This is a genomic window from Gardnerella sp. DNF00354, assembly GCF_049262755.1.
GTDB lineage: Bacteria > Actinomycetota > Actinomycetes > Actinomycetales > Bifidobacteriaceae > Bifidobacterium > Bifidobacterium vaginale.
In genome coordinates this window covers 600106-615184 of the sequence record NZ_CP058402.1, presented here as the reverse complement: position 1 = coordinate 615184, position 15079 = coordinate 600106, and the positions used below count along the sequence as shown (strand labels likewise).

The following is a 15079-nucleotide window of genomic DNA, read 5'->3' as shown; positions in this document are numbered from 1 at the left end:
TTCGACACTCCCTTACTTGCGGTTCTTACCATTCGGACGACGACGAACAATCATCTTGTTCGAAGCCTTCTTCGGACGGCGGGTACGAACCTCGCCCTTGCCCCATGGAGAAACAGGTGGTTTACCACCACGGGTACGACCACCATGAGGGTGATCAACAGGGTTCATAGATTCGCCTCGGGTGATTGGCCTGCGACCAAGCCAACGAGCACGACCTGCCTTACCAAGCTCGATATTAGCGTGGTCAGAGTTGCCAACCTCGCCGATTGTAGCGCGGCAACGAGCGTCCACGTTACGAATTTCGCCAGATGGCATACGCAACTGAGCGTAAGCGCCATCCTTAGCTACGAGCTGAACGGCAGCACCTGCGGAGCGTGCAATCTTTGCGCCACCAAGTGGACGAAGCTCGATTGCGTGCACCACGGTACCAGTTGGGATGTTCTTAAGAGGCAAGTTGTTGCCTGGCTTAATATCAGCCTGGGCGCCAGTCTCAATAACATCTCCCTGGGAAATGCCTTCAGGAGCGATAATGTAGCGCTTCTCACCATCTGCATAATGCAACAATGCGATGCGAGCGGAACGATTAGGGTCATACTCAATATGAGCAACCTTTGCTGGCACGCCATCCTTGTCCCAACGCTTAAAATCGATGAGACGATACTGACGCTTGTGTCCGCCGCCGCGATGGCGGGAAGTCATGCGACCGTAAGAGTTACGACCGCCAGTTTTGCTGAGTTTGCGTACCAACGACTTTTCAGGAGTGGAACGCGTAATCTCGGAGAAGTCCGAAACGGATGCGTTACGACGTCCTGCAGTCGTAGGCTTATAAACGCGGATAGCCATAATGTAGTATTCCTTTACTTTTCTCGGCTAGCCTTCAGTTACCAAAGATATCGATTGTCTGGCCCTGTGCCACGGTGACAATAGCACGCTTCTGATTCACACGACGACCGAAGCCGGTGCGAGAGCGCTTAAGCTTGCCAGCGCGATTCAAGGTGTTAACATTCGTTACCTTGACTTTGAAGATTTCTTCGATAGCCTGCTTGATCTGAACCTTGTTAGCATTTGGAGCTACCACGAAGGTGTACTGACCACGATCGGAAGCTGCATAGCTTTTTTCAGAAACAACTGGCTTTAAAATGATGTCATGTGCTGGGTTATGGACTGCGACCATTTAAATCAGGCCTCCTTAACTTCAGGCTCGGTCTTAGCTGCAACGAAGGCTTCGAAACCTTCCTTGGAGAAGACTACGTACTGAGCGGTGATGACATCGTAGGTGTTGAGCTGATCAGCGAAGATCACATGCACCGTTGGAATGTTACGAACAGACATCCACTCATTGATGTTTTCACGAGAGAGAACAACAGTGGTGAACTGATCCTTAGTTACTGGTGTAAGTGCTGCAACTGCTGCTTTGGTGGATGGAACATCCTTAATACCAAAGTCCACAACTGCAATGCGACCAGCATTTGCACGATCCGAAAGAGCATAACGAAGAGCAGCTGCCTTCATCTTCTTTGGAGTACGCTGATCATACTTGCGAGGAACTGGACCATGTACAACGCCACCATGCACCCACTGTGGAGCACGAATGGAGCCTTGACGAGCACGTCCGGTGCCCTTCTGCTTCCATGGCTTCTTACCGCCGCCAGATACATTAGCGCGATTCTTAACCGCGTGAGTACCCTGTCGAGCAGCAGCAAGCTGAGCAATAACGACCTGATGAACCAATGGACCGTGAGCCAAAACGTCTTCGTTGGAGATGCCGAAAATCTCAGCAGGAGCTTCAACAGTTCCGTTTGCATTGCCCTTGGTGTCAGTTACGTTCAGAGTTACGTTTGCCATTTAAATCAGGCTCCCTTCACTGCCGAACGGACGAGAACGATAGCACCTTTAGGTCCTGGAATAGCACCCTTAATAGCTAAAATACCGTTCTCAACATCCGAAGAAACGATTGTGAGGTTGAGCGCAGTAGAAGTCACATGACCCATGCGACCAGCCATACGCTTGCCCTTCAAAATGCGGCTTGGAGTTGCACATGCGCCCACAGAACCTGGACGACGTTCATTCTTGTGCGAGCCGTGAGTACGACGGTAAGACTTGAAGCCCCAACGCTTGATTGTGCCAGCAAAGCCTTTACCCTTTGTAGTACCCGTTACGTCGACTTCGGCACCTTCAGCAAACACTTCAGCGGTCAATTCCTGACCTGGCTTGTAATCTGCTGCATTTTCAGTGCGCACCTCAGCGAGGTGACGACGAGGAGTCACGCCAGCCTTTGCAAAGTGACCAGCCAATGGCTTGGTAACCTTGGTAGGATCAATCTGGCCATAACCGAGCTGTACGGCGCAATAACCGTCAGTTTCTTCGGTCTTAACAGCGGTAACTACGTTAGTAGCAACCTCAACCAGAGTTACGGGGACAAAAAGGCCGTTTTCATCCCAAACCTGGCTCATGCCCAGCTTACGGCCGAGCAAAGCAGTGCGATTCTTATTTTGCGACATTATTTACCCCCCTTCCTACAGCTTAATCTCGATATTTACATCCGCAGGCAGGTCAATGTGCATCAAAGAATCCACAGCCTTTGGCGTTGGATCAACGATGTCAATGAGGCGCTTATGAGTGCGCATCTCGAAATGCTCGCGAGAATCCTTATATTTGTGAGGAGAACGGATAACAACAAACACGTTCTTCTCGGTCGGCAGAGGAACCGGACCCACTACTGTGGCGCCCGCGTTCGTCACCGTCTCGACGATTTTCTTCGCCGATTGGTCGATGACCTCATGGTCATAGGACTTAAGCCTGATGCGGATTTTCTGTCCCGCCATTGCCGTCCGCCCTTTCTAGCGATTCGTTTACTGTTTACCAACCTGTATCAAAGGGCACCGGGAGAATAGACACTAAAGGTCATTCCACATCAGTGCGCAGCCTACAAAAATCAACAAAAATTGCGATTTCTGTTTCTGCGCTCGCTTTTTTGAATTACAATATGCGAGCCTTAAAAACAGGCAACTAAGTAATTAAACCATCAACCTTGGATTAACAAAAATCGGGCGTGTCGGCTATTTTCCAACGAAAAATGGCAGAAACTACAGCTAGTGCAGCCTCTGCCATTTGCAACTAAATATACAATAATTATTCAATAATTATCTAAATAGTCACCTAGATAATCACTTAGATTCGCGCTCCAAACGCATACGATGTCCTTCTTCTTGGGAAACACCATAATACGCTGCAATCGCAATATCCTTCATATCTTCGATTTGAGGAATACGAGGATTTGCAGGAGCGCACTGATCTTCGTAAGCACGCATGCCAATCTGATCCAACAAAGACCAATAGTATTCTTCATCCACACCGCATGCCTTAAACGAAGCATCCATACTAAGAAGATTATCTCGATAATTTTCAACAGCACGCGCCAAATTCTCAACGCCCTCTTGAGGAGTTTTACCAGGATCTATGCCAAGATTCTTTGCAATCTGCTGGTATCGCTCTGGAGCGATGTAGCGATTGTACTTTGGCCAGCTTGTAGGCTCTTGTGGAATTTGACCATTGTAGCGAATCACATAAGGCAGCAAAATTGCATTCGTGTGGCCGTGCGCAACATGGCACAAAGCTCCGATTGTATGCGCCATTGCGTGGCACATACCAAGGAACGCCGAACCAAACGCCATTCCAGCCATAGTAGCCGCATTATGCATTTTTTCTTGAGCTTGAATCTTGCGCTCCGAATCATTGGAATTCACAGAATCGTTAAGATTATCCCAAATCAACTTTGCTGCATGCAATGCCATTGCGTCCGTAAAGTCGTTAGCATAAACAGAAGCAAAAGCTTCCATAGAGTGCGTCAAAGCGTCAAAACCAGAATCGCAAGCCAAGCGACGAGGCTGTGTGCGTGCCAAAACTGGATCCACGATTGCCACCGAAGGTGTAATTGCGTAGTCAGTAATCGGGTACTTGTAGCCAGTCTTATGATCTGTAATAACTGCAAACGGAGTAACTTCCGATCCTGTTCCAGAAGACGTTGGCACACAAATCAAGCAAGCCTTTTTACCAAGAGGCGGAATCTTAAACGCGCGCTTACGGATATCGAAGAACTTTTCGCGCAAATCTGCGAAGGAAATTTCTGGGTGCTCGTAAAGAAGCCACATAATTTTTGCAGCATCCATAGGAGATCCGCCGCCAACAGCAATAATCGTATCTGGCTGGAACTCTTCGCGCATCATTTCGGCGCCGCGCTCAACAGTTTCAACGCTTGGCTCTGGCTCAACGTAGTCAATAATCCTAAACGTTACGCGATTGTCTCTAGCGCGAAGCTGATCAATCACCTTGTCTATAATTCCAAGCTGCTCCATAACTTTATCGCACACAATAACTGCGCGCTCAATGCCATACATGTCTCGCAAATAGCGAACAGCATTCGGCTCAAAATACGTTTTGGCCGGAATCTTGAACCACTGCATATTGTTATTCCTTCGCGCTATGCGCTTTATATTAATAAGATTTACTGCTTGAACATTTCCAGAAACAGAGTTTCCACCATAAGAACCACAGCCCAAAGTGAGAGAAGGTGCGATTGCGTTGTAGATGTCACCAACACCACCCAAGGACCCTGGGGAGTTCCAAATGATTCGGCAAGCGTGCATGCGGCTGCCATATTCGCGAGCAAGCTGCTGATTATTAGTGTGAATCACAGCAGTGTGACCAGCTCCGTGAACAAGCATCTTCTCGCACATTTCAAAGCCTTGTTCCTTATTTTCAGCGCGAAGCAAAGCATGAACAGGAGCCAACTTTTCCATTGTTAGAGGCTCCATCTCGCCAACTTCCTTGCACTCGGCAATAAGTATCACAGCATCTTCTGGAATCTCAAACCCAGCTTCATGCGCAATATATTGAGGAGATTTTCCTGGAACAACTGAATTAAGCTTAGGAGTTTGACCTGAATACGAAGTGCAACCAAACATATACTGTTCAAGTTTCGCTTTTTCATCAGCATTAACGAAATATGCTTTTCTGCGCTTCAATTCCTTTAACAATGGCTCATACACGTCTTTATGCGCAATAATCGCCTGCTCTGTTGCGCAAATCATGCCGTAATCAAAATGCTTTGAAAGCACCAAATCGTTTGCAGCGCGCACAACATCTACATCCGCATCAACATATGCTGGAGCGTTTCCTGCACCAACGCCAAGTGCTGGCTTGCCCGAAGAATAAGCAGCCTTAACCATTCCAGGACCGCCTGTTGCAAGAATTGTTGCAACATCTGGGTGCTTCATTAAAGCTCCCGTAGCTTCGATTGATGGATGCTCAATCCACTGAATGCAATTTTCAGGCGCGCCTGCTTCTATCGCTGCATCGCGCACAACTCTTGCCGCTTCTGCGGAGCATTTTTGAGCGAATGGATGGAAGCCAAAAATAATTGGGCAACGAGTTTTAAGAGCAATTAGCGATTTAAAAATAGCTGTAGATGTTGGGTTTGTGACTGGAGTCACGCCTGCTACTATGCCAACTGGCTCAGCGATTTCATCGATTCCAAGAACATCATCTTCGCGAATAATGCCTACTGTGCGCTGGCCTGCAAGATAATGGGTAATATGCTCGCATGCAAAAATGTTTTTTGTGGCTTTATCTTCAACTAATCCTCTGCCTGTTTCTTCAACAGCCATTTTTGCTAATACTAAATGCTTGTTTAACGCTGCAATAGACGCTTTTGCTACGATTCTGTCTACTTGCTCCTGATTTAATTTTTCAAACTCTTCTAAAGCAACCTTTGCTTTTTTAGCTAATTCATCTACCTCTCGTTTGGCTGCTAATGCGGCTTGCTCTTTTTCATCAAGCACTGTTTCTTGCGCCTTTTCTTGCGCCTGCGCCATTTGGTCCTCCTCGATCATTCATATATTTTTATATTTACATTTCATATGCAGACATTTACATGAAGAATCTTCTTTATAAACACATCTTAAATGTCTAACAATGTGATACAGTTCACAATCTACTTGATTTACTGTACTATTTTGGATTTGCAGCGAGTTGCGCTATTTATGAGCGAGGTTTATCCTCTAATGTTCGTTATTTGTTATTATTTGTGACTATTTATGTGCGATTATCCTCTAAATTTTCTAGAATGTTAGATTTAATGATTACTTATAAACGATTAATAACATTTAGAACATTCAACCGCATTAGATACAAAAATGGCTTCCAGCAAAAGCCAGAAGCCATTGAAAATATAAATTCTTCGCAGCTCAACGCTTTGAGAACTGAGGTGCACGACGTGCCTTGTGCAAACCAGCCTTCTTGCGCTCCACAACGCGAGCGTCGCGAGTCAAGAAGCCAGCCTTCTTCAAGGAAGCACGGTTTGCATCACGGTCAATAGCATTCAAAGCACGAGCAACACCCAAACGGATTGCACCTGCCTGACCAGTGGTGCCGCCACCGTCTACCAAGACGACAACGTCGAACTTACCTTCAAGCTTCAAAAGCACAAATGGGGAATTAACTTCACGCTGCAATAAGCGAGATGGGAAGTATTCCTCAAGAGCGCGACCATTAATAGTCCACTTGCCAGTGCCTGGAATCAAACGAACGCGAGCAACGGCTTCCTTACGACGACCAGTGCCATAGCCTGGAGCAACGGCAGAAGTACCAGTGCCTGCGCCAGCGTTTGTCTCAGTTGTATAGCTAGTCAGTTCTTCTTCATTCTCAAGAACCGCGGAGTTGTTGTTATCTACCATAATCATATTCTCCTTACGATTCACTTAGCCTGCTGAGAGACCTGAGAGATCTCGAAGACCTGTGGTTTTTGCGAAATATGAGGATGCTCAGCACCAGTGAACACACGAAGGCGATCAAGCTGAACCTTAGCAAGACGATTCTTTGGAAGCATTCCCCTCACAGCGGAAACGATGATGCGCTTTGGATTCTTCTCCAAAAGCTCAGCATAGCTATCGCGACGAAGTCCACCTGGACGACCAGAGTGAGAATACAATTCCTTGCTCAACTTATTGCCAGTTAAAGCAATCTTATCTGCATTAATGATAATGACGTGATTGCCAGAATCAGCATGAGGAGCAAATGTTGGCTTATTCTTACCACGCAGCAAAATGGCTACCTGGGAAGCCAAACGACCAAGCACCACATCAGTGGCGTCGATAATATACCAGTCATGAGTTAAATCTGCTGGTTTCGGTGTGAAAGTCTTCACAATCGTACCTTTTCTCTATTGTGTTTCGAGCTTTATATCCTCTTGGTTTATAGGAGATATGCTGCTCATAATCCGTGGGCTCCCTGAAAGTCCTCGATGGCGAGTGGGAAAAGCGCTTTGAAGGACCCCTTAGGGAAACACAACAATCTGCAAGTATATCGCCATATGACGACTATTTGCAAGTTTCTATTTTACATACAATGCGGACTGCAACGCTCGCGAATATCAACAAACGCTACAGCCCGCAATTAATCACGCATCTAGAACTACTTATTCATGATTTGCGCTAAAGACTTAACTCTAGGCAAGTCAAATAAGTTGTCTAAAAGAACAGGATTACAATTAGCATCAGCCAAAGGAATACGCCAATTTGGATATTCATCATTGGTACCAGGCTGATTTTGAGCACGATGCTCACCCGTTGCATCAACAATGGATGCAGCAAGCAGCTTGGAAGGAGCAGCTTTAAGTGCTCGATATAATGCTTCTACAATCTCTTGCTCATGCTCAGATTCATTTTCTAGAGCCTTCTTGTCTAAGAAACCTCCAGAAACAAGCATTTTCAGCATCGCATTATGCTCTTTAACAGCACCAGCGCGGAATTCTTCTACGGATCCCGAAAGAAGATTCAAACGCTCGCGAATATTAACGTGCTCGTAGTTTAAGTATCCTGCAGCAGGTGGCAAATCGTGAGTATTTACAGAAGCAAGCGTCATTTCGCGCCACTTCTTAGGCTCGCGGAATGCACCATCCCTCTGTTCAAACCACTCAACCGTGCATCCAAGAACCTTATTCTTAGCCAAAACTTCCAAAGTTTCAGCTGGCACAACACCAAGGTCTTCTCCAACTACAACACCATTTGCGCGCGTGGCTTCAATCGCAAGAATGCCAAGCATAACGTCTGCATCATAGTAAACGTAAGCTCCATCACCTGGAGTAGATCCTTCTGGAATCCACCATAAGCGGAAAAGCCCAAGAATATGGTCAATTCGCACAGCACCAGCAGACGCAAACATTCCGTGAACCATATCTTTGTACACTTTAAATCCAGTGCGCTCAAGCTCGAATGGATTAAGCGGAGGCTGAGACCAGTTTTGACCCTGCTGATTGAAGTAATCAGGAGGCGCACCTACGCAAGCACCATTGGCAAATCGCTCTGGATTCCACCAAACCTCGGAGCCTGCAGGATGCACGCCAACAGCCATATCCGACATAATGCCAATGCGCATACCCGCATTTTTAGCTGCAACTTGAGCATCATGCAATTGCGTAAACGCAATCCACTCAAGCCAACGATAAAACTCTAGAGTATCTGGGAATTGTTTACATAAAGCGCTAATCTCATCGGAATCTTTAGTAAGATGCTTCTCCCAGCAGTCTTCCCCCTTAGGAGCACCCCACTTATCGTAGCAAAGGCACCAAGTTGCATAAGATTCAAGACGCTCACCCATGTCCTGCTTAAATGCTTCAAATTCTTCGGAGCGTTCAGCAGAAAGTCCAGACTTAAAAATAATCCACAAAGCATGCATTTTTACTCGCCACATGGAGTCTCGATCAACAATTTGAGCATCATTATTAAGAGGCTCTACTTCGTTATGAAGATCGTCAACAGTCTTACGATCCTTATCATTAAGCGAATCATATTCTGGAATTATTTCTGGGCGAATATAGGTTACATTAACCATTCCTCTTGCGACTGGCAAATAAGGAGACGGTGTTAATGGTGCAACTGGTTCACCTGCATGCAATGGGTTTACAAGCACAAAATCTGCACCTGTTTTTTTCTTTGATTGCACAAGAAGATCAGCTAAATCTGCGTAATCACCAACACCCCAAGACTTAGAAGAACGAATGGAATAAAGCTGAGCCATCCATCCCCAAATCTGCTTTCCATCTTTTTCAAGCTTTTCTAGAGTATCAATGCTTTCCGGAGCACTAATAAGTGACGCCTCTTCTACTCGATCCGCGACGCTTATTCGTAAAGTGTGATACCCCATAGGCACGTCTGCTGGAATTGTCAACAAAGAGCTTGCCACAAAAGTGCCATTAACAGGGAACGCAACATCATCTTTGCATGGAGAAATCTGCAAGTCACCTTGGTACTGTTCTCCATCTTCCAATATCAAAGTTGCTGTAGGATACTCCAAAATACCTGTGTTGATTATAACAGTGTCTTCTTTACCAACTGTATGCAACACCGTTGGAGCAACTAAACGTGTATGACGTTCCAAAAGAATCTTCTGCATTGATTCTTCAATCGCTTTATCAGTACTTGCATCTACGCACAGAGAGCGCAATACTTTTACAAGCACGTTATCAGCAATCTGATGTTCTATTCCATCCGATCCAACGAATTTGGAGCGTACTCCCATTAACTCAGCCAAACGCCTTAATGGGCTTGTTTGCTGAGTACTTTCTTCATTTTTATTGTTCATAGTTTCCATCGTAGTATATATGTGAGTTTTTTATGCAAACGTATGCAATTATTGTTTAATTTAATTTTACACTCAAGACTTATCTAAATTTTTTTATTTATTTAAAACTTTATTTATTTAAAACTTCTAATGCGGCAGAGGAAACATCTGGGTCTTTGTCTTTTGACAAAGCCATCAATGTTGGCTGCGACACACCAGGATTAAGCGCCACTGCTCTTCTTACCATTGCGGAAAGTACTGGCGAATCCTTACTTTCTTCACCTACACCAAGTGAGGCTAAGTAATCTAATGTTTTTGACCCAACGCCTTCGGTTTGAGCACCCTCGAGACGCATTTTCCATGATGTCTGCGGATTGCACAACGCAGCATCTCTAACTTCTCCGCAAGAATCTTTAGTAAGTCTTCCTACTAGCCAATTTTTAGCATTACGATTTTTAGCAACAGCTAAACGAACATTATCAGATTTGTCTTGTGAAAGTTTAACCAAAATATTAGGGAATGGCATCACTGTTGCGAGATGAATACGATCTTCTTCTGGAGTATTTATGTTCCCTGCTACAGCTTCTAGTAATGCCGTAGCCCTAGAAAATTCTGCTTGATCTGCTCTATCTGGGAGTTCTTTTACAGCAAATTCGTGAAGCTCTTTAGAATTACTGGAGTGGCGTAAACGCTCATAAATAGATGTCAAAGGCTCATAAATTTCATGAGAATCGTCATGAGAATTACTACGCGAATCATCATTGTGTTCAAGATTATTTTGATCTTGTATATCACTCATAATCTACTCACCAACCTTTTAGCTACCAATATCCAATATAATGTATCAGTTTTACGCCACAAATTCTAAAACAGACAAGGTGAGAAAAACTTTATCAGGAAATCCTACTGTAAACACCACATGATTTAGGAATTACTATAGCTGAAAATGTATTTTTTACTGATTCTAAAAATCTGTCTGACTCTTCAAAAGGAACACAAACCTTTAAATCTACAGAAATTCCGTATTCTTCATCCATAATTTCTGCGTTATGTTTTAGCAATAAGCGTTTAAACATTCTTAGCTGAGTATATTCGACTTTGCAAGAAAAACAATTACATTCTATGATATCTGCCATTTTGCTCGACTGTATAGCGCCAGCTGCTGCATGTGAATAAGCGCGCATCAACCCACCAGAGCCAAGCAAAATCCCACCAAAATAACGCGTAACTGTTACAACTGTATCTGTAAGATTAGAAGCCCTTACAACATCTAGAATAGGCTTCCCAGCAGTACCTGAAGGCTCTCCGTCGTCACTCATGCGCTCACACAGTCTGCCATTATTGTCTCCGCACACAGCAGCATAAGCCACGTGCCGCGCCTTAGGATGTTTTAGCCTAATAGACTCTACAAAATCTATTGCTTCTTCAAGAGTTGTTATATGGCAAGCATCTGAAATAAATTCAGACTTCTTTTCCACGAAAGCAAAGTGCGCAGGATTTTCGCATAAATCAGTTACGGTTCGCATATTATTCATACTTAATATTCAAATCGTTTTCAATTCAAACAGTTTAAACGCTATCGATAAATCATACGAAACCGTTAGAATCACAAATCACGATTTATCGTATCTCATTAAATGATCTACAACATCAACGAGTTCGGCAACTTTCTTGTCTGTAACTTTTTGATCTGAAGCATTTTGCGCCGCCTCTAAAGCTTTTGAGATTTCCTGATGAGCAACTATAAGAGCAACAGCTCTAAGAGCTGCAGTAGAAGCAGAAAGCTGCATAAGAATATTTGTATAATCTTCTCCCTTTTCGATCATATTCTCAACAGCATGAACCTGTCCACATACCCTATGTAGACGAACCAACATTTTTTCTTTATCTATGTTGTAGTCGCTCATATAAAACCTCGTAGTATAAACAGCACTTCTTACATATTGTCTATATCAAAATTGTGCGTTGTATAGTATGCATGCATAAACTACGCCACATCAATAAACTATATCTATAGAAAACGATATCTACAGAATAAATTATGCATATTATACAACGCAACAATTTTATTTGTATTTAATATTTTGTTAATATACAACGCGATATATATTTTTTCCCAAAACTATAGAACCAGCAATAAGTAATACTGCCATAGAAAGCATCAAGACACTCTCAATTTTTATACCAGCATTAAATAAAGATGTGGCACTTACAACACCTGCACGAGCATGCCTGCGCTTATTCCTTTTTGTATTTGTATACTCTGATTGGCTTTCTGCAAGAGACTCAGATCCTAAATCAGATGCTTCTTTTTTAGATTTATCATCATTCTGTTCATCAGTATTTAGGCTGGAAACCGCTGCAGAAGCTGTTCTCTTTGTTGTGCGACCATCTTTTTTATCACTATTCGTATTGACTTTATGCCCAGTTACGCTACTACCAGAATCTTTCTTAGATGACTTATCTGCTTTATCACTGTGAACATTTTTGCTACTCAAATTCTCATTATCGGCGTTTTGTGTATTCTCTGCATTCACAGATTTATCTGATTTACCAGCACTACCAGCGTTTCTTGCATTATCTGATTTACCTGCATTATCTGATTTACCTGATTTACCTGCGTTTGTTTTATCTACTACGCCAGCATTATTTTCTTTATCACTTTTATCGACTTTGTTACTTTCATTATTCTTTTGCGAAGAACCGTTTACATTTGTATTATCACTATTAACAGCAGAATGAGAATCAGAACCACTCTGAGAACTATCTACATTAATATTGCTATTTTGTTTACCTTCAACATCACCAGTTTGCTGATGTTGTTTTTGCGAACCAGCATTTTGGCCACCTTGATTCTGCGCAGTTTGGGTACTATTGCCTTGACTTTGTGTATTTTGATTAGTATTTGGCTGCATATTTGGCTGCGTATCTGACTGAGTATCTTGTTTATTATTTTGTTGCGCACCTTGATCATGAGAGTCTTGCTTGTTGACGATATTGTCTACAACAGCGCCTCCAGCAGACGTTTTTGGATCTATCTCATTCTTAGTGACTTCACCAGATTCTTCTACTTTATTATCATTGTTGTTTACTTTATTATCATTGTTATTCGTAGATACGTTATCACTTTTATTACCACCATTCGGCTTTACGTCACCATTCGGCTTACCACTACTAGGCTTATCACCACCATCTGGCTTATCTCCACTTGGTTTCGCATCACCACTCGGCTTACTTTCACCGCTCGGCTTTAAATCACCGCTCGGCTTATCACCATTTGGCTTAACGTCACCGCTCGGCTTCGCATCACCACTTGGCTTACTTTCACCACTTGGCTTGGAATCACTATTCGGCTTATTTTCACCATTTGGCTTATTTCCACCACTTGGCTTTACATCTCCACTCGGCTTATTACCACCATCTGGCTTATTACCATTCGGCTTATCACCACTTGGCTTGGAATCACCAGTATTACCTGCAGAATTATTATTTACTGTTTTATGCTCTTCTTTTTCTTGAGTAAATCTGCTTCTACTGTCTTCATCGTTATATGCCGTTTTAAACGCTTCTGCTCTAGAAGATCCAGGGAAATCATATACAAATACATATAATCCAGATTTTCCAGTATTACCAGCATTTACGTTCACAATGCTGGCTAATTTTTCTACTTTCTCTTCCGCTGAGGAATTTTCTTTGTATTTCAACATAATTTTTCCGTCAGCAAGTGTATATGTACCATTTCGCAATGGAACTTCCCACTCTCCAACCTTACTGTGATTGGAATCTTCATTAGGTTCTGCATCTAATTTTTCATCTAAATTAGCATTCCACCAAAGTCGAACTTTCATCTTTGCATCGCTGCTAAAACCGTAGTCTTTACTGCCATTAAACTTTCCGTAGTCTTTTGGCACACCACTAACAACTATTGTGTCTGATACATTATTTGAATCTTTATTCTTAGTATCTTTTATATGCTTTATGCTTATTTTTGCTTTATGTGCCGATGTAGATTTAGTTTTACCAAATCCTTCGATGAAATCAGTAGCTACAAAACCTTTAACATCATCTTCTTGTTCATCTTTAGAAATAGTCCAAACCCATGTTCCAAATAGTCCAGCGTCCTCATTAGTAACCTTATATTGTGCAGAATTTTTGAGGTTTTCTGGATTCATGTCACCATTTGTTATATGAGCTATTGCTTTAACTTCTTCACCTAATTTGTTAAAGTAAACATCACTTGCAGCTACTTGTCTAATAGTAGAATCAGCGCGCAAATTCTTTATATAATTTGATACATTGTCACCTGCTGCTCGTTCTTTTAGAATGCTGTCATATGAACCGACAAAGTAATATCCACGTGCGCGAATCTTCTTATTTTCTATCCACGGATTTTTATCTTCATGCTTAACACCGATTTTAACCTTATCTTCAACCGAATCACCTAGTTTTAGCTCATTAACGTCTGATTTTGAAGTAACAGTTGGGTAGAATTCTCTATGAACATCAACCGACACTGAACCATCAAAATCATATTTCACAGTAGATTGCGATAATCTAAGCAAATAACAACCATGTTCTGTATTTTGTTTCTCTAAGTTCGGGAGATAATACTCGCCTTTAATATTAACTTTTCCTTCTCCATTTGCGATCCATTTAAAATCATCTGCATAGTCTTCGCTTGTAGATATAACACCATTTCGTTCTTTTGTTTTTTCTTTATTGCCATAATAAGAATTATCTTGGAATACAACATTATTATTCGATGCTGTTATTTTGAATTTAACACCATCTTTTCTGTCATATCTTGTTCTAGTAATACCTTCTGCTTTTACCTTTATTTCACCAACATCACTTCCATACCAACTTTCATCTTTGAATAAAACCTTTGTAGGAATTTTGCCAGCAGCTTCTTCCCAAAGTTCATTAGCTTTAGCAGCTATTTCACTAAAATCCTTAGTACTGAACGAACGCCTTTTAGCATCCTCCCATTTAGATTTATCAGAATCAAAATGCTCATGCATAGCATAGGCAATTGCTACTTTATCTCTATACTGGTTTTCACGATTGCTGAGCTTTATCATCATTGCAGCGATCGCAACTTCACGATTATTTATTACAGGATTCCAAGAAGTATCCGCATAAAGACTATTCCCAGCATAAGTATCAACGCAATACGTGTCCCTATCGTCTACTGCAGATAATCTCTGATAATTACTCACAACTCCACAACCAGTAATTGTGTTTGAATACGTAGGAATCGTATCGAATGCATATGCTCCGCTAATTACACCGTTACCAACCACAATGGAAATTGAAGCAGCTAGTGCTGTAAATAATGAGAAAAGTCTTACGCGCTTACTTCTCATACTTCTCAGCAGGATTGGCGGTTTTTTATCACTATGTTTTCCCATAAAAAACTCCTTAACATTGTTTTCAATTAATGTAACCAACATTTTGCTAG

Annotated in this window: 13 protein-coding genes; all 13 read right to left on the bottom strand. The window is 42.6% G+C overall.

Annotated elements, in window-relative coordinates; translation table 11 throughout:
- Positions 1–12: 12 nt before the first annotated feature.
- The 13 genes from rplB to HXT24_RS02425 all read right to left on the bottom strand — a co-directional run bounded on the left by rplB (position 13) and on the right by HXT24_RS02425 (position 15029).
- Entirely contained in the window at positions 13–843 is an 831-nt protein-coding gene (rplB, locus tag HXT24_RS02485) for a 50S ribosomal protein L2 (protein WP_004114355.1), read from the bottom strand.
- A 34-nt stretch (positions 844–877) separates the two neighbouring features.
- The gene (gene rplW, locus HXT24_RS02480; RefSeq protein ID WP_004114354.1) at positions 878–1174 is read right to left on the bottom strand and encodes a 50S ribosomal protein L23; all 297 of its coding nucleotides are present in this window, start codon (positions 1172–1174) and stop codon (positions 878–880) included.
- A 5-nt stretch (positions 1175–1179) separates the two neighbouring features.
- Complete coding sequence (gene rplD, locus HXT24_RS02475) at positions 1180–1845, bottom strand: 50S ribosomal protein L4 (protein ID WP_004114353.1); 666 nt, start codon at positions 1843–1845, stop codon at positions 1180–1182.
- 5 nt (positions 1846–1850) lie between these two features.
- Positions 1851–2501 (bottom strand): 50S ribosomal protein L3, encoded by a 651-nt coding sequence (gene rplC / locus HXT24_RS02470; RefSeq protein WP_004116043.1) that lies wholly within the window; start codon positions 2499–2501, stop codon positions 1851–1853.
- A 15-nt stretch (positions 2502–2516) separates the two neighbouring features.
- A complete protein-coding gene (gene rpsJ, locus HXT24_RS02465; protein ID WP_003808013.1) occupies positions 2517–2825 on the bottom strand; it encodes a 30S ribosomal protein S10 in 309 nt (102 codons plus the stop codon).
- 342 nt (positions 2826–3167) lie between these two features.
- Positions 3168–5873, bottom strand: a complete 2706-nt coding sequence (gene adhE / locus HXT24_RS02460) for a bifunctional acetaldehyde-CoA/alcohol dehydrogenase (protein WP_162860822.1) — start codon at positions 5871–5873, stop codon at positions 3168–3170.
- A gap of 372 nt (positions 5874–6245) precedes the next feature.
- Complete coding sequence (rpsI, locus tag HXT24_RS02455) at positions 6246–6734, bottom strand: 30S ribosomal protein S9 (protein ID WP_004114350.1); 489 nt, start codon at positions 6732–6734, stop codon at positions 6246–6248.
- 20 nt (positions 6735–6754) lie between these two features.
- Positions 6755–7204, bottom strand: a complete 450-nt coding sequence (gene rplM, locus HXT24_RS02450) for a 50S ribosomal protein L13 (protein WP_004114349.1) — start codon at positions 7202–7204, stop codon at positions 6755–6757.
- Positions 7205–7470: 266 nt separating this feature from the next.
- Positions 7471–9639, bottom strand: a complete 2169-nt coding sequence (gene malQ / locus HXT24_RS02445; protein WP_004116056.1) for a 4-alpha-glucanotransferase — start codon at positions 9637–9639, stop codon at positions 7471–7473.
- Positions 9640–9748: 109 nt separating this feature from the next.
- Entirely contained in the window at positions 9749–10417 is a 669-nt protein-coding gene (locus HXT24_RS02440; RefSeq protein WP_353582564.1) for an AbrB family transcriptional regulator, read from the bottom strand.
- A gap of 94 nt (positions 10418–10511) precedes the next feature.
- Complete coding sequence (locus tag HXT24_RS02435; RefSeq protein ID WP_422119556.1) at positions 10512–11153, bottom strand: IMPACT family protein; 642 nt, start codon at positions 11151–11153, stop codon at positions 10512–10514.
- A 78-nt stretch (positions 11154–11231) separates the two neighbouring features.
- The gene (locus HXT24_RS02430; protein WP_004114342.1) at positions 11232–11525 is read right to left on the bottom strand and encodes a metal-sensitive transcriptional regulator; all 294 of its coding nucleotides are present in this window, start codon (positions 11523–11525) and stop codon (positions 11232–11234) included.
- Between the two features lie 180 nt (positions 11526–11705).
- Entirely contained in the window at positions 11706–15029 is a 3324-nt protein-coding gene (locus tag HXT24_RS02425) for a hypothetical protein (RefSeq protein ID WP_422119555.1), read from the bottom strand.
- Between the last annotated feature and the right edge of the window lie 50 nt (positions 15030–15079).